Annotated in this window: 17 protein-coding genes and 1 pseudogene; 16 read left to right on the plus strand and 2 right to left on the minus strand. The window is 49.9% G+C overall.

Annotated elements, in window-relative coordinates; translation table 11 throughout:
• The first annotated feature begins 63 nt into the window (after positions 1 to 63).
• Positions 64 to 5,268, plus strand: coding sequence for a WIAG-tail domain (locus tag QF049_RS29055; protein WP_307542389.1), 5,205 nt, complete (start codon positions 64 to 66; stop codon positions 5,266 to 5,268).
• Positions 5,269 to 5,432: 164 nt separating this feature from the next.
• On the opposite strand, the gene QF049_RS29060 is transcribed toward QF049_RS29055, so the two are convergent.
• A complete protein-coding gene (locus QF049_RS29060; protein WP_307542391.1) occupies positions 5,433 to 6,998 on the minus strand; it encodes a M4 family metallopeptidase in 1,566 nt (521 codons plus the stop codon).
• 45 nt (positions 6,999 to 7,043) lie between these two features.
• Positions 7,044 to 7,316 carry a hypothetical protein gene (locus tag QF049_RS29065; RefSeq protein WP_146118070.1) on the minus strand — a complete coding sequence of 91 codons (273 nt, stop codon included), beginning with the start codon at positions 7,314 to 7,316 and terminating at the stop codon, positions 7,044 to 7,046.
• A gap of 442 nt (positions 7,317 to 7,758) precedes the next feature.
• Here QF049_RS29065 and QF049_RS29070 point away from each other — a divergent pair, with 442 nt between their 5' ends.
• From QF049_RS29070 to QF049_RS29140, 15 genes and pseudogenes are all read left to right on the plus strand, one after another.
• A complete protein-coding gene (locus QF049_RS29070; RefSeq protein ID WP_307543474.1) occupies positions 7,759 to 8,724 on the plus strand; it encodes a glycosyltransferase family 2 protein in 966 nt (321 codons plus the stop codon).
• A 350-nt stretch (positions 8,725 to 9,074) separates the two neighbouring features.
• Positions 9,075 to 9,446 (plus strand): annotated as a pseudogene (locus tag QF049_RS29075) (glycosyltransferase); the annotation flags it as partial.
• A 429-nt stretch (positions 9,447 to 9,875) separates the two neighbouring features.
• Entirely contained in the window at positions 9,876 to 10,649 is a 774-nt protein-coding gene (locus QF049_RS29080; RefSeq protein WP_091037791.1) for a glycosyltransferase family 2 protein, read from the plus strand.
• A complete protein-coding gene (locus QF049_RS29085) occupies positions 10,646 to 11,377 on the plus strand; it encodes a sugar phosphate nucleotidyltransferase (RefSeq protein ID WP_307542395.1) in 732 nt (243 codons plus the stop codon). Before QF049_RS29080 ends, QF049_RS29085 begins: the two co-directional genes overlap by 4 nt.
• Before the next feature lie 875 nt (positions 11,378 to 12,252).
• Positions 12,253 to 12,900, plus strand: a complete 648-nt coding sequence (locus QF049_RS29090) for a GT-D fold domain-containing protein (RefSeq protein WP_307543476.1) — start codon at positions 12,253 to 12,255, stop codon at positions 12,898 to 12,900.
• 66 nt (positions 12,901 to 12,966) lie between these two features.
• Complete coding sequence (locus QF049_RS29095; RefSeq protein WP_307542397.1) at positions 12,967 to 14,694, plus strand: glycosyltransferase family 2 protein; 1,728 nt, start codon at positions 12,967 to 12,969, stop codon at positions 14,692 to 14,694.
• Between the two features lie 194 nt (positions 14,695 to 14,888).
• Complete coding sequence (locus tag QF049_RS29100) at positions 14,889 to 15,842, plus strand: aminoglycoside phosphotransferase family protein (RefSeq protein ID WP_307542399.1); 954 nt, start codon at positions 14,889 to 14,891, stop codon at positions 15,840 to 15,842.
• A gap of 217 nt (positions 15,843 to 16,059) precedes the next feature.
• Positions 16,060 to 16,338: a glutaredoxin family protein gene (locus QF049_RS29105; RefSeq protein WP_036605813.1), complete on the plus strand. Its 279-nt coding sequence runs from the start codon at positions 16,060 to 16,062 to the stop codon at positions 16,336 to 16,338.
• 322 nt (positions 16,339 to 16,660) lie between these two features.
• Positions 16,661 to 18,004, plus strand: coding sequence for an LLM class flavin-dependent oxidoreductase (locus tag QF049_RS29110; protein WP_307542402.1), 1,344 nt, complete (start codon positions 16,661 to 16,663; stop codon positions 18,002 to 18,004).
• Positions 18,005 to 18,134: 130 nt separating this feature from the next.
• Positions 18,135 to 19,778 (plus strand): ABC transporter substrate-binding protein, encoded by a 1,644-nt coding sequence (locus QF049_RS29115; RefSeq protein WP_307542403.1) that lies wholly within the window; start codon positions 18,135 to 18,137, stop codon positions 19,776 to 19,778.
• A gap of 222 nt (positions 19,779 to 20,000) precedes the next feature.
• Complete coding sequence (locus QF049_RS29120; protein ID WP_036605816.1) at positions 20,001 to 20,933, plus strand: ABC transporter permease; 933 nt, start codon at positions 20,001 to 20,003, stop codon at positions 20,931 to 20,933.
• A 60-nt stretch (positions 20,934 to 20,993) separates the two neighbouring features.
• On the plus strand, positions 20,994 to 21,911 hold the full coding sequence (locus QF049_RS29125) for an ABC transporter permease (RefSeq protein ID WP_307542405.1): 918 nt from the start codon (positions 20,994 to 20,996) through the stop codon (positions 21,909 to 21,911).
• A 25-nt stretch (positions 21,912 to 21,936) separates the two neighbouring features.
• Complete coding sequence (gene ssuE, locus QF049_RS29130; RefSeq protein WP_307542407.1) at positions 21,937 to 22,485, plus strand: NADPH-dependent FMN reductase; 549 nt, start codon at positions 21,937 to 21,939, stop codon at positions 22,483 to 22,485.
• 69 nt (positions 22,486 to 22,554) lie between these two features.
• Positions 22,555 to 23,427, plus strand: a complete 873-nt coding sequence (locus tag QF049_RS29135; RefSeq protein ID WP_091020874.1) for a LysR family transcriptional regulator — start codon at positions 22,555 to 22,557, stop codon at positions 23,425 to 23,427.
• 240 nt (positions 23,428 to 23,667) lie between these two features.
• Complete coding sequence (locus QF049_RS29140; protein ID WP_307542411.1) at positions 23,668 to 24,726, plus strand: LLM class flavin-dependent oxidoreductase; 1,059 nt, start codon at positions 23,668 to 23,670, stop codon at positions 24,724 to 24,726.
• Positions 24,727 to 24,756 lie beyond the last annotated feature (30 nt).

The raw sequence follows: 24,756 nt of genomic DNA on the forward strand, positions 1-24,756 counted from the left end.
GGCAGATGCCCATATGGAAGCATATGATGCCGGAGACGAACGTTAGAGGAAGGAGCAAGCTGCATGAGTAAAAATGGCAAAAAGAAGGTTCCGACGCCGAAACTGCGGCATGTGAGCCCGAAATTTAAGGAATTGGAACTGACTGATCGCCGGGCAGACAAGATGAACTCAGGTTTCACTGTGAATAGGGAAGAACGCTTGAATACGAATAAAAGGGATTCGAGAGCTGTTCAGGAGTCGGAAGAATTCCTATTTGAACCAACGGAGCTACCTGCTTCAACAAACGAGCTGGAAGAGCTAGAGATCGAAGCCAAAATCAAGCCGGAACCCCTAGAGTCTGATAGCAAGGAAGTTGAGACACAAGATAGCACGGAAAAGCAGATTCAGGTTAGCAGCTTGGCTCCGGTTGCTCTGGAAGAAGAGCAGGACATCAACAAGCAGGAGATAACAAGTAAGGATCGGCTGCAAATCCTGAACCAAAACCAGATGCCGGGTCATACCGGACACTACATCTACACGGACGACTTGAGTGAATTTGCTGTTACGGAGAGCAAGTTGGCTCCTTTCTCTGTGGATGCCTCCAAGCTGAAACCGGATGCGGTCGGCAGTGAAGCATTGCAGGATTATGCGGTGACCAGCATTCACATTGCCGACGGGGCCATCGTTTCGGCGAAACTTGCGGAAGCGTCTGTATCTGAGGAGCACCTGATTGACGGCTCTGTGTCTGGTCACAAAATACGAAATGCTTCTATTGCAGGTGAGAAAATCAGAGATGGCAGTATTACTTCTCAGAAGCTTGGCAACCAGGTCATCGATTCGGCCAAAATTGCCGACGGTTCCATCGGCACAAGACATCTCAGCCGGATGCTGGTAACGGAAGAATTAATCAAGAATCATGCCGTAACTGGAGACAAGATCGCGATTAGCGGGGTGGATACAAGACATCTCACGGGGGGAGCTGTGAATACCTCCAAACTGGCTGACGATGCAGTGACTACATCCAAAATTCGCGAAGCTGCAGTCACAGGCAGCAAAATCGAAGAACACTCCATCGAGTCTCACCACATTCAGGCAGGTGCTGTTAAACAGACACATCTGGCAGAAGGGTCTGTCGGTCGTTCACAACTATTAAGTGGCAGTATTGGAAGTGACCAGATAGAGGATGGATCCATACAAACAAGACATTTAGCTGAGGGTTCACTAACTGGAAGACATCTCCTGGACGGTTCAATCGGATCAAGTCAGATTCGCGCTCATTCCGTTGGCAAGGAGCAGATTGGCAATGGAGAAGTGGGCAGTGAGCATTTGAAGGAAGGTGCAGTAACCAGCAGCAAACTGGCAGACCAGTCTGTGGGAACAGCAAAATTGCTGGAGCAGTCCATTACGGCATCCAAGATCTCTGATCAGAGCGTCATTTCTTCCAAAATTGCGGATGAAGCCGTACAAGGTAAACATCTTGCCAAGGGGTCCATTCGTGCGGAACACATCGCGAATCGGGGAATCACACCGGTACATGTGGACAATTCTGCAATTCACTCCATTCACATTGCAAGTGGAAGCATCGAGGCAACTCATCTATCTGCCGGAAGTGTGTCCGGAGACGCTCTTGCAGACGACGTGGTGTGTGAGCGGCATCTTGCAGAGTCGGCCGTGGGTACGTATGAATTGCAGGATGCTGCTGTTACAGACGTTAAACTCGCGGATGGAAGTGTGACAACAGAAAAGCTTGGAACGGCATCGGTGAGTAGCAGAGCACTTGCCCCGGGAAGTGTTATATCCTCGCATCTTGCGAATGGTGGAGTCACAGGTACACATCTGGCTCCAGGCAGCGTGGGTTCCGAGGCCCTGAGACCTTATGCAGTGAAATCGGAACACCTGACAGAACATGCCGTAGGTGTACCTCATCTCCAGCCGGGCAGTGTTGAAACGGATGCAATTGCACGGGCCGCGGTCACAACTGACAAATTGGCTCTTGATAGTGTAACTTCAGCCCAGCTGGCGGGTGGGTCCATTTTTCCGCCTCATCTAACAGATCATGCGGTTACCTCCCCCAAGCTTTCACCAGAGAGTGTTGCAACAGATAAATTGGCGGATTTTGCTGTCACGTCAGCTAAACTGGCAGACGGCAGCGTGACTTCTTCCAAGATTATGGCAGAGAGCATTAACGCCAAACATATTCCAGCAGGAACCATTCGTGGGTATCACCTGAAGCAGCATTCCGTTTCACTGGAACATCTGTCGGAAGAAATACGCTCACCGGAATTATTCGCTGATGGCAGTATTACGGGCAACAAACTTCGGCACGGGTCCGTAAGTGCGGACCATCTGACAGCAGACTCGGTATCCGCAACAGAACTGCAACAGGCTGCTGTAGGTAGCGAACACTTGCAGCCATCCGTTGTACAATCCGTCCATCTGGCTGAAGGCAGCGTGAAATCTGAACATTTGGGAACTCAAGTTGTAGGCTCACAGCATCTGAAGGCAGACATCATTCATGAGGAGCATATTGCTGAACAGGTGGTCACATCGCATCATTTGGCACCTGGAGCTGTCGAAACAGACCATCTGGCACCTTTATCCATTACAGCGGCTCACCTTCAGCCAGGTTTGATCAGTGGTTTGCATCTTCAGGCAGAGTCGACAAGTGCTGTTCACCTGCAGCAAGGAGCTGTGCATTCCCGTCATATTCAGGATGGTGAAATTCTTCCTCATCATATCCATGAACGCAGCATCGGAACGTCTCATCTGGAAGAAGAAGCGGTAAGTACGATTATTTTGCAGGATGAATCTGTAACACGCTCCAAACTAGCAACGGGTAGTGTGGATGGCAGTAAATTAGCCGCAGGAAGCGTATCGGCTACTCACCTTGCCAATGAAAGTGTGCAAACCCGTCATATCCAAGAAGGAGCAATCCTTGCTGAGCATATTCAAGAGTGCAGTATTGGCTCAGTTCATCTGGATGAGGAGTCAGTAAGTGCGATTCATTTGCAAAATGGATCTGTAACAAGTGCCAAACTGGCGGATGGCAGTATAAACGGCAGCAAATTGCTTGAAGGAACCGTATCGGGGATTCATATTGCGTCCGAAAGTGTGCAAACCGGGCATATTCAGGCAGGGGCCATTCATGCTGACCATATTCAGGAGCGCAGCATCGGCACAACCCATCTGGAGGAGGAAGCAGTAAGTGCGATTCACCTGCAAAATGGGTCTGTCATCAGTGCCAAACTGGCCGACAGCAGTGTAACCGGCAGCAAATTGCTCGAAGATGCGGTGTCGGGAATCCATATCGCCTCTGAAAGTGTGCAATCCCGCCATATCCAGGCAGGAGTAATCCTTGCTGACCATATTCAGGAGCACAGCATTGGCATGCTTCACTTGGAACAGGAAGCAGTAAGTGCCATTCATCTGCAAAATGGATCTGTAACAAGTACCAAGTTGGCCGACGGCAGTGTAACCGGCAGCAAGTTGCTTGAAGGAGCCGTATCGGATATCCACATTGCAGACGATAGTGTGCAATCCAGTAAGATTCAGGCAGGAGCCATTCATGCTGATCATATTCAAGAGCGGAGCATCGGCACAGCACATTTGGAAGAGGAGTCGGTAAGTGCGATTCATCTGCAAAATGGATCTGTAACGAGTGCCAAACTGGCGGATGGCAGTATAACAGGCAGCAAGTTACTCGAAGGTACGGTATCCGGGATTCATATTGCATCGGAAAGTGTGCAATCCGGGCATATTCAGGCAGGAGCCATTCATGCTGATCATATTCAGGAGCGAAGCATCGGCACAACCCATCTGGAAGAGGAAGCAGTAAGTGCCGTTCATCTGCAAAATGGGTCGGTCACAAGTGCCAAATTGGCTGACGGCAGCATAAACGGCAGCAAATTGCTCGAAGATGCTGTATTCGGGAGCCATATCGCATCCGAAAGTGTGCAAACTCGCCATATCCAGGCAGGAGCAATCCTTGCTGATCATATTCAGGAGCATAGCATCGGTACGTCCCATATAGAGGAAGAAGCAATAAGTGCGGTTCATCTGCAAGATGGGTCCATTACGGGTGCCAAACTGACCGATGGCAGTGTAAGCAGCAGCAAATTGCTTGAAGATGCGGTGTCGGATGTCCACATTGCAAATGGAAGTGTGCAATCCCGTCATATCCAAGAGAGAGCCATACATGCTGACCATATTCAAGAGCGAAGCATTGGGATCTCCCACCTCAAAGCGGAATCGGTAAGTGCGATTCACCTGCACAATGGTTCCATAACAAGTGCCAAAATGGCTGACGGCAGTGTAAACGGTAATAAATTGCTTGAAGGTGCGGTTTCGGCTATCCACATAGCAGACAAAAGTGTGCAAACTCGTCATATTCAGGATGGAACGATTCTTGCTGATCATATTCAGGAGCGCAGTATTCGCACAACTCATCTGGAAGAGGAAGCAGTAAGCGGGGTTCATCTGCAAAATGGGTCTGTCACCAGTGCCAAATTGGCCGATGGCAGCGTGAACGGCAGCAAACTGAGTGAGCAGAGTATTACCTCTAATCATTTGAATGTGGGGATTGTAGGTCCAGCGCATCTGAGCGAAGAGATATGGAATGCGATTCGTCAGTTCAGTGGAGAAACGCTGGAGCAACTGGCAGCTATCAAAAGACAAGAGGGATTGTTTCAACCAGAAAATGAAGGTGTACAGCAATCACAGCGGGTAACCGTCGAGGCATTACCGAGTGCTGGTCTGGAGCAACAACAAGAGTTGATATCCCAAACAGATCAGCTTGGCGAACCATCGGCAGCTTTGTTCACGACGGAGCAGGCAGATCAGGCAGATCAGGCTCAGCAACCACAGCTTGAACGGTCACAGGAGATCGCTGGAACTACGGAGTTTATGTTAAGTGAACAATCGATTACACAAGAGCATCTGTGTGATGATGCCGTGGGCAGCAGCCAGTTGCAATCGGGTGCAGTTCAGGCCAAACATCTGGCCTTCCAACCCGTTCGCAGCGTAAGCAAGCAACCGGTTGTACAACAATTCGGAATGGAAGCTTTTGTACTGCCAGAGAGTGAAGGAAGCACAGAGGTAACCGTTGTTTTTGAAGAGTCATTTGCTTCAGAACATTATGTGATTGTGGGCATGAGTAATGATCGGGGATTCCAGATTTCCTTGCTCTCGCAGAGTGAGGATGAAGCGGTACTTGAAGTGTCACGTACAGCAGATTGCAAGCATACGTACGGGTTGTTGTCATGGATTGCTGCGGGACCTTCGCAAGGATAGTGCAGGATTGTATCAGTAATAAATAAATGACAAAAGCGGTGTCCAGAGTTGTCCGGGACACCGCTTTTGGTTGATCTAAGCTTAATCCGTTCGGACGGTGAGGGGTGTCTGAACGTTTTGTTACCATTATGATGAGTACATTATAAGTTCATTAAAATAAGATTTTACAGGCCTACAGCTTGATACGCTTTGGTAATAGCAGTAGCTTCAGCGGAAGTTGCTCCGTACAGATCTTTAGCTGCTTGAATGGTAGCTGTTTTGGCAGCGGCAAATTTGGACGTTGGTGTCAGGTAGTTCACCAGTGTGCTGTAGAAAATCTGGATCGCTTTATCCCGGCCGATTCCGGTGACAGTCACACCATTATGTGTTCCGCCTTGAGCAGCAAGGTAGTAAGCTTTGTTGATGATACCACTGTTGGTATGGACACCGCCGTTGTCCTGTGTGCCTGTGTAGCGATCGCTGTATTTGTCAGGTTGACCATACAATGTAGGATTGGAGAGGGAGCGCAGCGCATCTCCTGGAATGTTAGGTGTGTAGATATCATCACCGAGCAGCCAGTTTTTGCTTTGGATCGTATTACCAAAAATATCGGCAAAGGCTTCGTTGAGTGCACCTGGTTCATTACGATATTCCAGATTGGCTGTGTACTCAATGACACCATGCGTCAATTCATGACCCACAACATCGAGATCACCAGACAGGGATCGGAACGTCGTTCCATCTCCGTCACCAAAGACAATCTGTGCTCCGTTCCAGAAGGCATTATTGTAGTTGGAGCCGTAGTGTACGGTGGATCTAATCAGCAATCCGTTACCATTAATCCCGTTACGATTGAATTTGCTTTTGTAGAAATCATACGTGGCAGCTGCATGGGCGTGAGCATCTACACCTGCACGATCAGTCCATACATTATCCGAATCTGTGAGCAAGCTACCAGGCAGTGAGGAGCCATTGTTTGCCGTGTACGTTTGGATGCCATTGCCGCGAGTGGTGTCTTTCAGTTGGAAGGTGCTTCCGGATTGGGTGGTTGTCAGGGTTTTGGTATCTCCAAGCACACCTGTACCTGTTCCAGTGGCAAAGTTAATGAGGTCAAACTGGGATACGATACTGCCATCCACTGCGTTAATGAAATATTTGGTCCGTAGAGGGGCAGGTTCCAGTACGTTTACTTCCGTAATGTAAACCAGATACGTCTGACCATCTTCTTCATGATGGTAGATGTTCAATTCAGCTTGAGGTGTGATCTCCGCGGCACCAAGCTCTCCAATCCGTGAGGTTGCTTCTTCGGTTGCAATGCGGATCGCGTCATCTCCGCTGATCTCGGCTACACCATCATTCGGAATGGCCTGTTCTTCAATCGGTGGAAGGTCGCCAAGTGCTGAACTCACGGCACCGGTTTTGTCCAGGTGAACCGTTTGTTCTGCACCATAAACCGGGATACCTTTAATATACTGTTTCAGGCGGAAGTGTCTTACGCCAGATGTATCTGTGTTTCTTTTGACAATTTTGAGCTGGGATTTCACATCGGAATTCAGGAATTGTTCCTGCTGTCCAAGGTAATTAAAGATGGTGTCATCTGTTCCACTGTTCAATGGAATACCCTCCTCAGAGGCATAAGGGGCCTGAAGTGGAATGGATTGATCAGACACTGGAGCTGCAGTAGCAGAGGATACGGAAGCGAGCAAAAGAGCTCCTCCAAGAATTGTTGGCATAACTTTGGCGAATTTCATAGTAAAATCTCCCATTCTTAAACTTATTTTTTGGTTGGAAAATGTTCATGCCAGTCTCGGTTGGAATTCCGTCTGCAACTTGGGCAGCGCGGAGCGTGGGGCTGAACCTGAAGCGTGGAATAAGACAAGAAACGATTGGAACAAAATCGGCTTGGCCTTAGCTCGGGAAGTGTTAAGCACGACACCAAACAAAAAGGATAACCGTTTATTCAGTTCAGCCCGAAGGTTTAATCGTCTATTGTGTTCCTCTTTCAGAAAGCCGGGGGTTGTCCAATTGCGCAGGTAGAAGATACGTTCACGGAAAACTGGGGTGTTCAATCCGGGTTTGCGTAAATGACAAAGGCAGTGTGTTCTGAACGGCATCACTCCTCTCAAGAGTAAAATGTATCTGCTTAACAGGTTCTGTGAATGAGGTCATAATCTAATCAACCTAAGGTCAATAAATTGATTTAAAAAATATATGGGAACTTATGTTCACCACAAGGTTATTTTTGTAAATAAAACTGCTTGGAACGTATATTATCACAATGTAAAACTTTGGAAAAGATACAAATTTAGATTTTTTTTAAAATTGTATCTGAAGTAGGGGAGAGGTAGCGTTTTTCACATATTTTGGCGTATTTTGTCTAAAAGCAAGGCCTGTACCCTCGTGTTCACAGGGAGAACCTGCTTAGTGCAAGGACAAACGCCGTTTCCACTGCTCCACGAATACATAGAATAACGTGTACTCCCTTGGCATGCCGATGATCGAATGCGGGAGGTGAAACTGTTGCGCAAAACCCGTACCACAGCACGTTATGCAACCCGATCCAATGTGACACGAAGAAAAACAGTGCTGAAGAAACGAAGATGGAAGTCTGGACACAAAAAGGGTACAAAGGCCTATAGGTTCGTTATTCCATCCAAACAGTTGATGTCACAGGCTGAGGATAGAGTAGAGAATGGAGCGGAAAATGGCATGAGTGATGCTCCTTCACACAGGGATGTTTCTCGGCGACCGATACTCTCGGTCATTATTCCTGCCATGAATGAGGAGAAAAGGATTGGTGCAGTTGTCCGTGAAGCGCGGCGGATATGCCGTGATGCTGAAGTGCTTGTCGTTGTGAATGGTTCAACAGACGGTACGGCTAACGCAGCCAAACGGGCTGGAGCACGAGTGCTCACGTATGCAGAAGCGCTGGGGCATGATGGAGGACGAAAAGTAGGCGCAGCGGAGGCGCGCGGTCAGGTATTGTTATTTACTGATGCAGATATCGCAATTCCCGCAGAGCATCTTGCGCCTTACGTGAAGGCTGTGCTGAAGGGAACGGATGTGGCGCTTAACGACTACCATGGGCCGGTCACTCATCATCCCGTTCATCCGGTAGTGGAGGCCAAACACATGTTGAACAGCATACTCGCAAGATCCGATCTCCGGGGGGCATCCATGACAGCTATTCCACATGCAATAAGCCGAAAAGGACTTGAGGTCATGGGGATATCCTCACTGGAAGTTCCGCCACTCGCACAAGCGAAGGCAGTGATCGGCGGACTTCGGGTACGCGCTGTTCATCACGTACCTGTGGGTAGAATGAATGCAGTACGAATCAAGAAGCGGAGCGGACCTGATCCGCTCAGTCAAGTGGTACTGAATGATCATATGGCAGCGATCAAGTGGATTACGGATACGCTCGGTCCCCGCGGAGGTTATACCGATCTGCAACGTGTTCGCAACCTGGCGAGGTAAGCATGTCGCATCGGATGATGCAGCATGCTGGAGGTGAGGAAATGAAGGGACGTTCAGGGGTTGTCCGCCGCAGGCGGACAACAAATAGACAAACGACAGCAGGAAGAACAGTAATGAACAAGCGTCTTAGGAACAAGAAACATTTAGATATTAAAAAAACAAGAAGAAGCCCATCAAAGTCTGGCCAAGTAGATCTGCACTTGATGTGGAAAGCGGGGCAAGTTGCAGGAAGCGAGGCAAAGGCGAACAACACAGTATCAGAAAAACACGCACGTCTCGTATGGAATGCACAGGCGAATGTTGCGGATCTAAGCAACTTCGAGCTAGCTCTGAAGGCAGGTAAGGCATTTATGCAAGGTTATGCTCAGGCCTCGGGACATTCATTCCAGATCTTGCCGCTACCTCTTCGTCATTCGGCTGCTGCCGTTGTCTGTGCCTGTAATGAGGAACACACACTGGGGCAGGTGTTATTGCAACTAAAGCGGTTGCCTCTGACGGATATTATTGTGGTACTGAATGGAACGACAGATGACAGTTTGAAGCAGGTACTAAGGCAGCCGGGACTTACAGTAATCTATGAACCGGATCGGGCAGGACATGATGTGGGCCGGGCACTTGGAGTCAAGATGACGGATGCGGAGACGGTACTTTTTGTGGATGGAGATATGGTCGTCTCGGCTGAACAGCTTGCACCCTTTCTGTTCGCGGTTGATCGGGGACAGGATGTGGCGTTGAATAATCTGACGTCTTTGCTTCCTGCGTTTGCCGGGCAGGATGAGGTAAGCCGGATCAAAGCATATCTGAACCGAACATTAGGCAGGGCAGATCTTGGTTCCAACTCCATGACAGCCGTGCCTCATGCATTATCTCGTCGTATGATTCAGACCGTGAAGCCAGCATCACTGGCCGTTCCACCTAAAGCACAAAGTCTAGCTATTCAGCATGGAATGAACGTCTCGGCACCAAGTCAGGTGGATGTTATTCGTTCCAATCGGTTGCGTCCTGGTAACACGGGAAGTGGGAATGATGTCGCCAAATTGATCATCGGAGATCATCTGGAGGCACTGGCTACATTGCTGGGTACAGGTTGGAAATCCAGCCCAGGCACATACACTCTCCCGTGTAGAAGTGGCTTACAGGAGGAACGCCTAATGACACTGACGAGTATGATTATCCCAACTTACAATGGTCTGGATCTGATCAGGCCCTGCATCGATGCCATACGTCAATACTCGGGCGATCCTGCGTCATATGAAATTATCGTGGTAGATAACGGTTCGACGGATGGAACGGCTGAATATTGTGCGCTGGAGCGAATTCGATTTGTAAGATTCCCGGACAATCGGGGGTTTCCGGCAGCGTGTAACGCTGGACTTCGTGCAGCTTGCGGGGATGAGCTGTTGCTGTTGAACAATGATGTTACGGTCACGCCCCGTTGGCTGGAGAACCTGCGAACGGCTCTGTACAGTGACGCAAGTATTGGTATCACGGGTCCTGTTACGAATTATGCAAGCGGCATCCAGCAGATTGAACTTCAGTTTCGGGATATGGAACATTTTCAGGAGTTGGCCAATTCCAATAATATTGCGGATTCTTCAAGGTGGAGGGAAGTACGCCGGATCGTCGGTCTGTGCATGCTGATGAAACGAGATGTCGTGGAATCGGTTGGACTGCTTGACGAGGCATATTCTCCGGGACACTATGAGGATGACGATTATTGTTATAGAGCAAGATTGCAGGGATATCGCCTGCTGGTATGTGGAGATGTTCTCGTGCATCATCAGGGAAGTGCCAGCTTCCAGAAGACAGATCCGGTAGCGTGGAAACAGCTGCTTGAGCGTAATCGTTCGATTTTTATGAACAAATGGCATGTCGATCCGCTTGAATATATGGACATATCCGATGAAGGAGGGAACGTGGAATGAAAGGTGTAATTCTTGCCGGCGGAACAGGAACTAGACTGTATCCGCTGACCCGGCTCATTAACAAACATCTGCTTCCAGTCGGTAAACATCCGATGATTATGTATGGCATCGACAGGCTCCGCCAGGCAGGCATTGATGAACTATTGATTGTGATCAACAAACATTCCGCCGGGTTATATACAGAGTATCTTGGTGGCGGAGCGGAGCATGGGGTGAAGTTGACTTATCGCATTCAGGAAAAGGCAGGCGGGATTGCGGAAGCATTGGATCTGGCAACTTCCTTTATTCTTCCTGGCGAAAAATTTGTAGTGCTTCTCGGTGATAATCTCTTCAGCGATGATCTGAAGCCTTATGTGGACCGTTACATGCAGCAACCTGCTGGTACAGCGCGAGTTCTGCTCAAAGAGGTGGATGATGCAAGACGTTACGGGGTGCCTGTTTTTGATCCAAAGCATCCAGAGCGAATCTCGTACATTGAGGAGAAGCCAAGCCAGCCGAAAACCTCTTATTGTGTGACGGGCATATACATGTATGATGATCATGTATTTAACCTGATTCGCAACATTGCGCCGTCTGCGCGTGGAGAACTTGAAATTACGGATGTGAATAATCACTACGCGTCTGCTGGCGGACTGGAATACGACATTTTGCAGAAATACTGGAGTGATGCAGGTACATTTGATTCGCTCCAGGAAGCAGCTGTCCGTATGAAAGGACAATTGCCCTAAAATATATGCGACTGATGCTGCCGCTGTGCGGTGCCCCATGGGAGCAGAACACTCTGCGCCGGAGCTGGAAGGATGCTCCGGCGCTTTGCGCAGCGACAATCCTCGTGCATGCCAAAGGAGGGAATGGCGTGAGAGTAGTGACACGCACCGGGGCTGCTAGGGCCTCCGTGTCGGGTAAACCCCGGGGCATCCACCCGGCCGTATTTATGGGCAGTGGCACTCCGGCAGCAGCAGATACAGGGTCTGCAGGAGTCAGAGGTGTGAAGTCAGGGAAACGTAGTACCCTGACCAAAGCGGGTACATCTGCAGGCGCAGCGCATAAGGCTGCTGCAAGGAAAGCGAGCAGCACAGGCAGTGTTGTTGGCAGAGCAGGCAAAACGGCAAGAGCCAGCCGCACCGGCAAAGGCAAAGCCGGCCTGCGCCAGGCTACTGCTGGGCGCAGGCCTGCACCAGCGCGGGGCCGGCGTGCCGCTGCCCGCGCCAAGCAGCGCACGGCGATGCGCCGTGCGCCCATGCCAGCACCGCAAGCCAGCACGCCACAGGCGATGCCTGCCAGCGGTGCTGGCCCCGCCCCGCGCCAGGCGACACATCCGAAGGGTGTCGCCCCCGCGGGGCGGGGAGGCGCTGCCGCCGCGAATGCGGGCAGCGCGAAGGGTTTGCCGCCTCCGCCCGCGGAGCACGCAGTGCAGGCGGAGGCCGTGCCCGGCGGCTACGCCGAGGGCTACCGCGCCGGCGTATTCGCCGGCGGGGAGGCGCTGGTGGCGCAGCACATCCCTCCGGATCACATTCTGCCTGCCGTGGCGGCGGCAGATCTGATCGCGGCGGGATTCCGCCAATATGCGCCCAGCCTGACCCGGCTGTCCAGCCCGCATGAGATGGCTGGACACATCATGGCGGCGCTGGATGCGCAGCGCCCCTTGTCTGTCGTTCGCCTCGGAGATGGCGAACTGCTCACGCTGGCAGCCGATACGGTGCTGCCAGGTCAGGAAGTGCAGGAGCTGGCACCGTTTCTGCCCTATGCAGGGGTGCCATGCTCAACGCCAGACATCCGCGCGATGCTTGCGGAAGCCATACAGGCCGCCGACTGGGTTGGCGTGCCGATCTCGCGGGCGCCGACATTCCAGGGGCTGTTATTTCCGGTATTGCGCCACTTCGGGATCGACTGGTCCCAGCTGAAATTGACCAGTTCCACGATCAATTACAGTCTGCATCAGTCCGGCCTGGTGTTGCCCTTGCTGCAAGGACGGCGGGTTCTGCTCATAGGCAGCCAGGCACCAGAGCTTGCGGCACTGCTGCATAACCGGGGGATTCATGTCACAGGTATCATTGGTTCTGTGGCGGGAGTCATGGATATTCCGAGGGTAATGCAGCAAACCGCAGAACATGCTTTTGATATCGCTTTGGTGGCGGCGGGAATTCCGGCGGTCATTCTGTGTCGGCGAATTGCAGGTGAACTCGGCAAGGTCGCTCTGGATTTTGGACATTTGGCTGACAAACTGGTAACAGGAGAGCTTCAACTCTAGTGGACCGTCCGGGGGCTGGTCATGTGCGTGTTAGCCTCACGGACAAGTGGAAATGGAGGGAGCAACATGAGCACACCCGATCAACAGCGCGGGGAAGGACGTCATGGTCGTAACAACAAGGTTAATGCTCGAAACGTCATCCGTCGGAATGGCCACAGTCATCACAACATCACTCCAAATATCAGCACTCGCAGTGACAACAGCCACAGTGAAAACAACCGGAATGACAGCATAAGCAGTGAAAAAAAAGCGGACCGCCGTGCCACACAGCACGATGTCTCGCGACCTGCCATGGCAGTCCTGCATGCAGCAGGTCGTCGCTCAATGCGGAAATCCAGACGTAAAGGCAAAAGCAGGCGCACAGCCAAAGGCGCCAGGCTCTACAAACAGGGGTATACCAGAGGATACAACGAAGGTGTCCGCCAGGGACAGAGCTCGTTTGGTCTTGTTTTTGAAGGAGTTAGCATCATTATCCCCACGTACAATCAGCGGGAATATGTGCTGCAATGTGTGTCGAGTATCGAAAAGCATACCCCTGCCCCCTTCGAGATCATTGTTGTGGATAATGCCTCCAAGGATGGAACTGCCGAGGTCATGCTCCGCAAAGGTGGTATGGTGAGGGTGGCTGCCCTCGATAAGAACCGGGGGTTTGCCGGAGGTGTCAATCATGGGCTGATGATGGCGAGAGGACGACATATCATCGTGCTGAACAACGATACGCTCGTTACTCCGGGCTGGCTGGATAACATGATGACTTGTCTTGCAAGTGATCCGAAGATTGGTGTGGTGGGTCCGGTGACCAACTATATTGGCGGGGATCAGCAGATTGAGGTTCCGTACCGAGAGGTAGAAGAGATGTGGTCTTTTGCCGCCACACATAATCGTCCGGATGCAGACAAACATCGAATAACCGATCGCCTGGTCGGATTCTGCTGGCTGTTCTCACGGGAGCTGCTGGAACGGGTAGGTTATCTGGACGAAGGGTACGCGGTGGGCAATTTCGAAGATGACGATTGGATCATCCGGGTGAAGCTGGCAGGATACCAACTTGCGGTAGCCGGGGATGCCTTTATCCACCACTTCGGAAGTGTCAGTATGAAAGCCTTGGGTGAGCAAGACTTTGCTGTAGTGAATAAGGATAACGAGCAGTTTTATAGCCAAAAGTGGGGAGATCCCCATGCGCTGGTTGCCGAAACCTGCCGCTTGGCTAGACAACAAACCTCTGGTACCCCATCCGGTCAACAAGAGGAAGGTGACACAACCCCAATGGATCCGCGTCAGCGAATCTCAACGCAGGGCAGCCAAGATCCAGCATTACAGTTCAGACACAGTTATGACTTCTACCCGGAAGGTTCGTTCCTGTCCGATGCCAAAGGAGATGTCTATACTTTAACTGGCGGTCGGCGGCGTAAGCTGAACATCCCTGTACCGCGTGGAATATCTCCTGTTCAGGTTGCCAAGCCGGATCTGCTCGCCATTCCTGCCGGAGAAGCACTGATATCAGCGGGGGAGTTGCATGGATGGCCGAGGGAATCACAACAGGTGCATACGACAGCGGTTCATGGTTCTCACAATGGCTGGGCAGAAGGAAGTATTGTTGCCACAGTGGATGCACCCGAGATTCGATATCAGATCAGCGGAGACAAGCGGAGACGATTTGTATCGGTCTATGCGGCAGAACGTTGGGGTGTACATTCTGGGCATATTATCAGCGTATCTGCGGACCAACTGAATTCGATGGAAGAAGGCTGGCCTATTATCGCCCCACCTCAGCTCTTGAACCCAGATCTGTAATGTCAGGCGATCTGTTTATGCGAATCAGCAGCATGATGCGGAATGGAAAATGTAGCGGTGTCCTGTGTAATCGCTCTGATTCATTCCGCATCCGAAAAATTGAAAGATCAACGAATTCCTTTTACAATATGACCAACGCAGTTATCACCCAAGCGTAACTTGGAATCATGAGATAGGGATAGGGAGGAAGCGGGATGAAGAATTCTATAGTCAGACAAGCCGAACAGATTGCCAGTGAGTTTCTGCTGGAACAAGTAACATGCTCACATCATATCGTGGGTAAAGGTTTTGTTAATCAGGTCTGTCTGGTGGAGACAGCAAGTCATAAAGTGGTTGTACGCATGAACGATCCAGATACATATTCTACCTTTGTGAAAGAAAAATGGTGCATCGAACAAGCGGCGAGTGCCGGTATTCCTGGGCCAGAGACATTGTCCGTTGGGGTCAACGCTGAACATGCCTATATGATTCAAACGTATGTGGAAGGGGACAACGGATTGGATACAACAGTGCCCACGTCCGTGATTTGGAGGAAACTCGGTGAGTACACACAACGTATGCAATCCATCCCGGTGGCAGGTTTCGGGAGGGAAATGCACGATCCCGTACAAAACAAATTTTACTCTCCCCCTCATGCAGGATCAGATGGCAGTTGGCAAGGATATGTGCAATACAATATCAATAGTCTCACGGAGCAAGATCCATTGATTGAGCTTGGTGTCATTACGATGAAGGAATCACAGCTCGTAAGGCAATGGTTCGAACAATTGAAATTGCAAAAGTTCCGCTTTGGTTTATGCCATGGCGATCTCTCCTTGAAGAATACAATCGTAAGTTCAACGGGTGAGATTACCCTTCTGGACTGGGGGAATGCGGAGGTCACCGTCGTGCCGTATGGCGATATCACTCAACTCATGCAATGCCAGCTAAGGGGTGAGGGTCCTGACAAGGAAGAATTGAAAGCGTTTTTAGAAGGATATGGGACAAGTACACAAGAGCAAGAGCGTGTACTGAATCAAGCCAGGTATGTGTTGTTATTGAAAGCTTTTGATACCCTGAGGTGGGCCATAGATCGAAGTCCGGATCAGATCGAGTTCTACACTGATTTAGCAAAACAAGCTTTTAAACAGGTTAGGAAGGGCCAATAGCGATTCATTCCTGTAAAATAAGCCATCTTTCAAATTTATAATTTAATCTTTCTATTTGGTTATAGGTTTATTCTATTAACAGATCCATTGACGCAGGAAGGGCACAGGAGTACATTTAGAGCCATAATTCTTATTTAACAGATGGGAATTGAAGGTCTAGGGCTTTCATATTCAATGGCCCAGATCTTGATCTTAAAACTAATCAGGAGGTATGTCGATGTCATCATCAACCAAAAAAGTCGTGCTGTGGAGCAAAACAGGCTGTCATTTCTGCGGGGAAGTGAAAGCATTTCTGACAGAGCGAAACCAGCCTTTTGAAAACATTGAAGTGCAGGGTAATGACGTGCTGCGTGATGTGCTTGAAGCAAAATATGGCATTCGGCATGTACCCGTTATTGAAGTGGGAGGGGACGGCAAGTTTGAAGCCTTGCTGGAACCTGATCTGGAGAAGCTGGCTGAACTTCTGGCACGAGCGGACGAAGCGGCAGCAGTCTAACGGGAGTTGATATATACCTTTGAAGCAATCCGTTCCGGCTGCTGCATGATGCAAGATCGCATTTGTACAGCAGCTGGAACGTTCATAACCTAAGGCTCACTTGGGATGTAAATGGTCTTATTTACATCTTCAATGTTCATATAGAAAAAATCTATTAGTCACGCTGTTGACCCTTTTACGGGGCAGTGATAAGATTTGTGAAATTAAAACAAACCAAACTCATAGGAATAGTTAACTTTTAAGTTATTTCGCATACGTAATCAGTTCAGTTGGCCCTTGATCATTCTTTTGAAGTTTCTAATCCAAGGAAGGCGGAGTGCATATGACAGCGAAACGCAGTTTGAAATTTGGAGCCATTATTCATGGGGTTGGAGGAAGCAACACCACATGGAGACACCCGGAGGTTCTGTCGGATGCCAGCGTTAACTTTGGATTCTACAAACGTCAGGCACTGAAAGCGGAGGAAGGCAAGTTCGATCTTGTTTTTATCGCAGACGGTCTGTATATTACCGAGAAATCTATTCCGCATTTCCTGAATCGCTTCGAACCAATCAGTATCCTCTCCGCTTTGGCTGCCGTTACTTCACGCATTGGACTGGTGGGTACCCTCTCGACATCCTATAGTGATCCGTTCACCGTAGCCAGACAGTTCGGTTCCCTCGATCAGATCAGTGATGGCCGTGCAGGCTGGAACGTCGTGACTTCTCCGCTGGAAGGTACAGCGAAGAACTATAGCAAGAGCAGTCACCCTTCGCATCCGGAACGTTATCGCATTGCCGCGGAATATTTACAGGTAACCAAAGGGTTGTGGGACTCTTGGGAGGATGATGCCTTTGTAAGAGACAAAGAGAGCGGTGTATTCTTCGACCCATCCAAACTGCACACGCTTAATCATGAAGGAGAGTTTTTCTCCGTACAAGGTCCGCTCAATATTGCCCGTTCACGGCAAGGACAGCCGGTGATTTTCCAGGCAGGTTCTTCGGAAGATGGCAAAACGCTGGCGGCGCAAGAAGCGGATGCTGTCTTTACCGGACACGATACGATTGAAGATGCACAGGCATTCTATAAGGATGTCAAAACACGTGCGGCTTCCTATGGACGTTCTTCACAGGATATTGTTATTCTGCCAGGCATCAATCCCATTGTTGGACAGACCGAAGAGGAAGCTGAACAGAAATATCAGGAGATCGCGAGCCTGGTTACCATTGATAAAGCGCTGGATTATCTGGGACGTTTCTTCGAACATCATGATTTCTCCCAATATCCGCTGGATGAACCATTCCCGGAGCTGAATGGCATTGGAAGCAACAGTTTCCGCAGTGGAACCGACAAGATCAAGAAGGATGCCAAAGAGCAAGGATTGACCTTGCGTGAAGTAGCTCTGCGGGCAGCAACACCACGCAGCAAATTCCTGGGCACACCGGAGCAGGTCGCTGACAAGATTCAGGAATGGTTTGAGACGGAAGCCGCGGATGGTTTCATTATTGCTTCGGAGCTGCCAAGTGGATTGTCTGATTTTGTGGAACTGGTTGTTCCGATTCTGCAAGAACGCGGTCTGTATCGTACGGACTATGAACACGATACTTTGCGGGGGAATCTTGGGGTACAGATTCCGGTTAATCGTAACACGGCTGCAAAGAAGCAAGTTGTATCTGATTTGGCATAACTGAGATGAACCCTATTCAATGTACACTACGTTTCGTACTATCTTAAAACCGACTTAACTCATGGGATATATAGAGTATTGGTATAAACATCAATTTAATGACACCTGTATACACAGAGGGGGAAGCGATATGAACAGGTCTATCTCATGGATGAAATATATGGCATTGGTAGCAGTATTGGTGATGGTATTGTCCGGTTGCGGAGCAGCGGGAGGCAGTACGAACAGTACGGCACAGGCATCAGGCGGGGGTCAGACCGGGCAAGCGGAAGGAGGCAAACTGACTTTTGCACTTGCAACTTCACCGGATACGCTGGACCCTCATCGCAGTGGGCTTGCCGTAACGGTGCGTGCCATCCGAACGATCTACGACAATCTGGTCGTGCAGCTGCCTGATGGTTCCATCAAACCTTGGCTTGCCACGGAATGGAGCGTATCCGAGGACGGCAAGAGTTATACGTTCAAGTTGCGTGAAGGCGTGAAGTTCCACGATGGTACACCGTTTAATGCGGAAGCCGTGAAATACAATCTGGACCGGGTGATCGACCCAGCCACCAAAGCTGCCAATTCTCTGGCCCTGATTAGACCCTATAGCTCCTCCGAAGTCATTGATGAATATACGATCAAGGTAAATCTGGAATCACCATCGCAAGCCTTTCTTGGCAACTTGAGCCAGGCACTTCTGGGGATCGTATCCCCTACGGCTGCCCAAAAATATGGTGACCAGCTAGGTAAAAATCCGGTGGGCACAGGTCCGTATACCTTTGTGAAATGGGATGAAAATGCGGATATCGTCGTTGCCAAAAACAAGGATTACAACTGGGGACCTGAGACGGTTGAAAATAAAGCTACACCACATGTGGATACGATCACATTCAAAATTGTACCGGAAGAAGCAACGCGTATCGGAAGTGTACAGAGTAGTCAGGTACTCGCTGCCGAGACGGTTCCACCGCAAAATATCGCTGCATTAAAAAACGATCCGAACCAGCAATTGCTACAGGCCAATACGGTTGGACTGCCGTACACACTCTTTTTCAATCTGCGCAAAGCGCCTTGGGATGATGTGAAAGTAAGGCAGGCAGTGCAATCCGCTGTAGATGTGGAATCGATAGTTAAAACATTGTATCTGGGCAACTACGAACGAGCATGGTCTGCACTGTCTCCTGGAATCCTGGGTTATGATGCATCGCTGGAAGGTAGCATTAACCCGGATATCAACAAGGCCAATCAGCTGCTTGATGAACAAGGCTGGGTGAAAGGCGCTGACGGTATTCGTGCCAAAGACGGCCAGAAGCTGACCCTGCGTTATGTCGATGGTTCGCCCAATCGGGAGAAACGTAATGACATTGCTGCCATTATCCAACAACAGTTGAAACAGGTTGGCATTGCCGTTGAAGTCGAGGTTACAAAAGATATCGCAACAGTCATCTATCAGAACTGGGATTATGATCTCTATGGCAACAGTCAGGTCAATTCTGATCCTAATGCCTTGTACGCTTTCTATCATACGAGTGCAGAGGGCGAGCGTCCGACATTGTCCGGTTTGTCTGATCCAAAGATCGATGAACTGTTAGAGCAGGGAGCGGTTGAGACAGATCCCGATAAACGTGTCGAGATATACAATCAGATCCAGCAATACCTGATTGAGCAAGCGGTAATTCTACCGATCTATGTATTCCCGTATACGGTCGCAGCATCCAAAAAGGTCGAAGGCATCAAGTTTGATTCATTGGGGTATCCGCTCTTTAATGATGTTCGCATTCAGCCCTAACAGAGGTTGTTCAAAAAGTCCACTTTTGATCACGAGTCATGCCTAATGGCATGATCAGCATCGAATATGAAATTCAGCCGAAATGTCCGTTGCTCACGTAGTTTCCTACGCTCCGCTACTCCATTTCTAGCTTCATTCCATCTTCTCGGTACTGAAAACTGGTCTTTTTGAACACGCACTATAGGAACGACCAATCCAGATACAGGAAGGAGATATCCCGGTATGGTTCAAACGATACTGTCACGACTTGCAACATCGCTTCTGGTTATATTCGGAGCTTCGGTGCTGGTGTACTGCATCATGTATCTTCTGCCGGGTGATCCGGTTCTGCTCATGCTGGATCCGTCCTCGGCTACCCCGGAGATGATCGAGAATCTGCGGGTCCAGCTAGGACTGGATCAACCGTTTTACATCCAGTTTGCGAACTATTTCGGTGATATGCTGCGTGGCGATTTCGGCAAATCAATGATCAATTCGGATCCGGTTTTGCCAAAAATCCTGGAACATTTCCCAGCCACACTGGCTTTGACCGCACTCAGCTCGATCATTGCCATCACGATTGGAATTACACTTGGTGTATTGTCTGCGATTCATCGCAATGGCGTGATTGATTTCGTCGCCCGGCTCGTTGGACTGTTCGGCATTTCCATGCCAACCTTCTGGACGGGGATTCTGCTCATCCTGTTATTCTCGGTACAGCTTGGCTGGTTCCCGGCGATGGGTTCCGACGGATTCAGCTCACTGGTTCTTCCGGCTGCCACACTGGGTCTCGTGGGTGCAGGATTTATCGTACGGATGGTACGGAACAGCATGCTGGAAGTGATCAATGAACCGTTTATCGTGGCGTTACGGGCCAAAGGACTTTCGGAACGTGCCATCATGTATGGTCATGCACTACGTAATGCACTTATTCCTGCAGTAACGGTAATCGGCATGCTGATTGGTGATCTGCTTGCGGGAACCGTTGTGGTGGAAACTGTCTTCTCCAGACAAGGAATCGGTCGAATTATTGCCGATGCTCTAATGGCCAAGGATCTGCCAGTGGTGCAAGGGGTTGTTTTCTTTACATCCATTATCTATGTGGTCTTGAATTTGCTAGTGGATATCTCGTATTCGTACATTGATCCCCGGGTTCGGCGTGCAGTCCGCACATAATCATGGATGGAACAGTCAGAAGTGTCCTGACGCGGAGTATGAAAGGAGGAGTTGTTGCTCATGAGCATGAAACCTTTGGCTGGTGACAAAAAAGCATGGGCGGGCAGTGTAGGACGTATCCGTCTGTGGAATCGCCGCCCTTGGCGTTATCGCGTCTCATTCGCGGTATCCCGATTATTCTTTTATGCAGCATTGCTGGTGGTGGTGTTTACCGTGGCATGTGCGATTGTACCGGGCTGGATTGCGCCCTATGATCCAACTCAGATGATGACGGATGTTATCCTGCAGGCTCCTTCTGCTGCGCATCTGTTCGGGACGGACTATTTTGGCAGGGATATCTTCAGTGTGGTTGTGCATGGAAGCAGGGATTCGCTGCTCATTGGATTTGCCTCGGTGCTTGTGGGAGGCATTGTTGGCAGTGCGCTTGGTATTATCTCCGGTTATGCCGGAGGCGTTGTTGATACCATCACGATGCGGGCTGTCGATATTCTAATGGCTGTACCCGGCGTGCTCCTGGCATTGTCTGTTGCAGCTGCTCTCGGGCCAGGACTGATAAACATTGCACTGGCTGTTGCGGTTTCCTCCATTCCGGGCTACGCACGGGTGATGCGTGGGCAGGTCATATCAGTTAAAGGTCTGCCTTTCATTACAGCGACACGTTCACTGGGCGGTTCCAATGCACGTATTTTCTGGAAACATGTACTGCCACATTCATTGTCACCCCTGCTGGTCATGGCTACGCTGGGCGTAGGGACATCAATTTTAACCGGCTCCGGACTCAGTTTTCTGGGACTTGGGGTGTTGAAGGAAATACCGGATTGGGGCGCATTGCTCTCGCAAGGTAGGGGTTATCTGACGGTTGCCTGGTGGATATGTACGTTCCCGGGTCTGGCGATCACTTTGTTTGTACTGGCGGTTAATCTGATTGGAGACGATATTCGCGATCGGCTGGACCCCAAAGTAAAAGGAGCGGCTTGACCGCTATTCCAAGGAGGAGATATTCATGTCACATGTTGTCATTATTGCCGGATCACCTTCCAAACGTTCGCGTTTGACAGGTCTGACGGATTACAGCAGCCAAAAATTAACGGAGGCAGGCATTACCGTCGAAGTTATTCACGTTGTGGATCTGCCTGCTGAGGATCTGGTGCAAGCCCGGTTCGACAGCTCATTCATTCGTGATGCACTTGCTGTCGTGGAAGCCGCGGATGCAGTTATTGTGGCTACGCCGGTATATAAGGCATCGTACTCGGGAGTGCTCAAGCTGTTCCTGGATCTGATTCCGCAAGAAGGGTTACGGGGTAAGTTGATACTCCCACTCGCCATCGGTGGCTCCATTGCTCATCTGCTGGCCATTGATTATGCATTGAAGCCTGTACTGGCAGCCCTTGGTGGAAGACATATTCTGGGTGGCGTGTATGCTGTGGATCAGGGAATCGAACGACTGGATGATGGGAAATTTGTGCTCTCTGCGGATATTACTACACGTCTGGATCGCTCACTGGATGAATTGTTATTGACACTGGAAAAGGATGGGATTACGATATCGTAAAACCAAGTAAATATATTGGATAAATCAATATAAGATCAAACGTCTGCGGACGTGGATACGGAGGCACTCATGAATATCGAGAATATTGAAGCATTTGTATATATCAATCATTATGGAAGCTTCAATAAGGCTGCCGAAGTACTCTTCTTGTCCCAACCTTCGGTCACAGCTCGCATTCAGTCACTGGAAAGGGAGCTGGGCTGCAAGTTGTTTGATCGGCTTGGCAAGCAAATCGTGCTGACAGAGGAAGGTCGGAAATTCCTGCCGTATGCGCAGCAAGTGCTGCAAGTGATTCAGAAGGGCAAGCAGAAGATTCAGCAGCGCAGGACAACACCGGATGCTCTTCGGCTCGGTAGTACAGTATCGGTATCCAATTATGTCATTCCCGACTTTCTACCCAAGATCAAGGATGCTTACCCCGAAATTAATATCAAACTGACGACAGCAACGACGGATCAGCTGATTGCCAAACTGCTTGGTCAGGAGATCGATCTTGCTTTTGTGCGCAAGGTCATGCACCCTGCGATCCGTACGGTTGCTTTTTATGAAGATCCTATCCAGCTCTATGTGTACAAAGGGCATCCATTCATTGAGAGCGGGCATGTCAGCATGGAAGCCATCCGGAATGAGCAACTGGTCTTTTTTGAATGTGGTTCACTGGACTGGCTTCGCATTCACCGGGCTTTCGACTCGCTGGAACATCCGCCGAATATTACATATCATGTCGATAATTCGGAGACGGCGAAGAAACTGGTTATGCAAGGGGCAGGCATTGCCTTTCTCCCGGGGCTCACGGTGAAGAAGGAAGTGCAGAATCAGGAGCTGTTCCCCATTCAGGTACATGAGGTCGCAGGTGTATCGTTGCAGATCAGCGTCGTCACGTTAAAAGAAGAATATTCGCCATTGGCAGAGCCTTTCGGGGAACTGCTGCGGCAATTATAAAGCGTCTAACGTTGAATCTGACTTTTACACCAAAACGGAGAGTGCAGAACCAATCTGAAGAAGCGAAGCGTACGCATTTATCAACGGATTTTTCCCTTGGACCAAGGGAGTACAGAAAATCCGGGGATAAGAGCGATCGGAAGATGGTACTGCAATCGGAGTGATAAAGTGTAACATCTCTAGTTCAACCTAGTAGTGATTCAAGAACAGCGGTTCAGCACAATCAAGGAGGAGAAGGATATGAGTATTCGTGTTGGCATTTTGGATCAGACTCCCATCTATGAAGGGGAAACGGCAGTGGATGCTTTTCGGCATACGATTGAGCTGGCACAGCGGGCAGAGCAGCTTGGATTCCATCGATTCTGGGTGTCGGAGCACCATGATTCAGGGCATGTTGCAGGTTCCTCCCCGGAAGTACTCATCTCCCACTTGCTTGCGCATACAAAGCGGATTCGGCTGGGGTCTGGCGGAGTAATGCTCCAGCATTACAGTCCATACAAAGTCGCCGAGAATTTCAACATACTCTCAGCGCTCGGACCAGGACGAGTTGACCTGGGAATCGGTCGTGCACCAGGCGGGTTACCACGTTCGACACAGGCGTTGCAGGAAGGTATTCAGGAAGCCGCATCTCTTCAAGAGAAAATTGTTCAGGTGAAACGATACATCCACAATGAGCCGCTTGAAGATCCATCACATCCACTTGCAGGTCTCAGCGCTTCGCCTGTGTCGGACATTCCAGCGGAGCTGTACGTACTTGGAGCCAGTGTTGATAGTGCAGGCATGGCTGCGGAACTGGGACTTCCATATGTCTTTTCACTATTCATTAACAGTAATATAGAGGTAGCGCTTCAATCGATCCGTGTATATCGTGAACAATTTGATCGTTCCCAGGGACGGGAGCCCTACGCTGCACTAGCCATATCGTTAATTGTGGCCGAGAGTGAGGAAGAAGCGGAAGGGCTTGCGAGTGAGCATATGCTGGTGAAGATTCATCTGGAGAGTGGAAAGGTGCTGACGGTTGGTTCTGTGGAACAGGCGGAAGAATTCGGCCGTCAATCAAACGAAACCTATCGGATCGAAATTTTGGAGCCAAGTGTGACCCGGGGTACGAAGGAAAGCGTAGGTCAGGCACTGCTGAAGTTCCAGCAGGAGTTTGCTGTAGAAGAGTTCATTGTGACTACAGCTACACGGGACTTTGCCAAGCGCATTCGTTCATTCGAATTATTGCGTGAAATTTTGGCAGAGCAGGGACTAAGGGAATTTGCACTGGAATCCAAGGAAGAAGCAGCAATCGGATAGAAGTAGACAGTGAATATAGCAGTGAATATA

This window comes from Paenibacillus sp. W4I10 (assembly GCF_030816325.1).
GTDB lineage: Bacteria > Bacillota > Bacilli > Paenibacillales > Paenibacillaceae > Paenibacillus > Paenibacillus amylolyticus_B.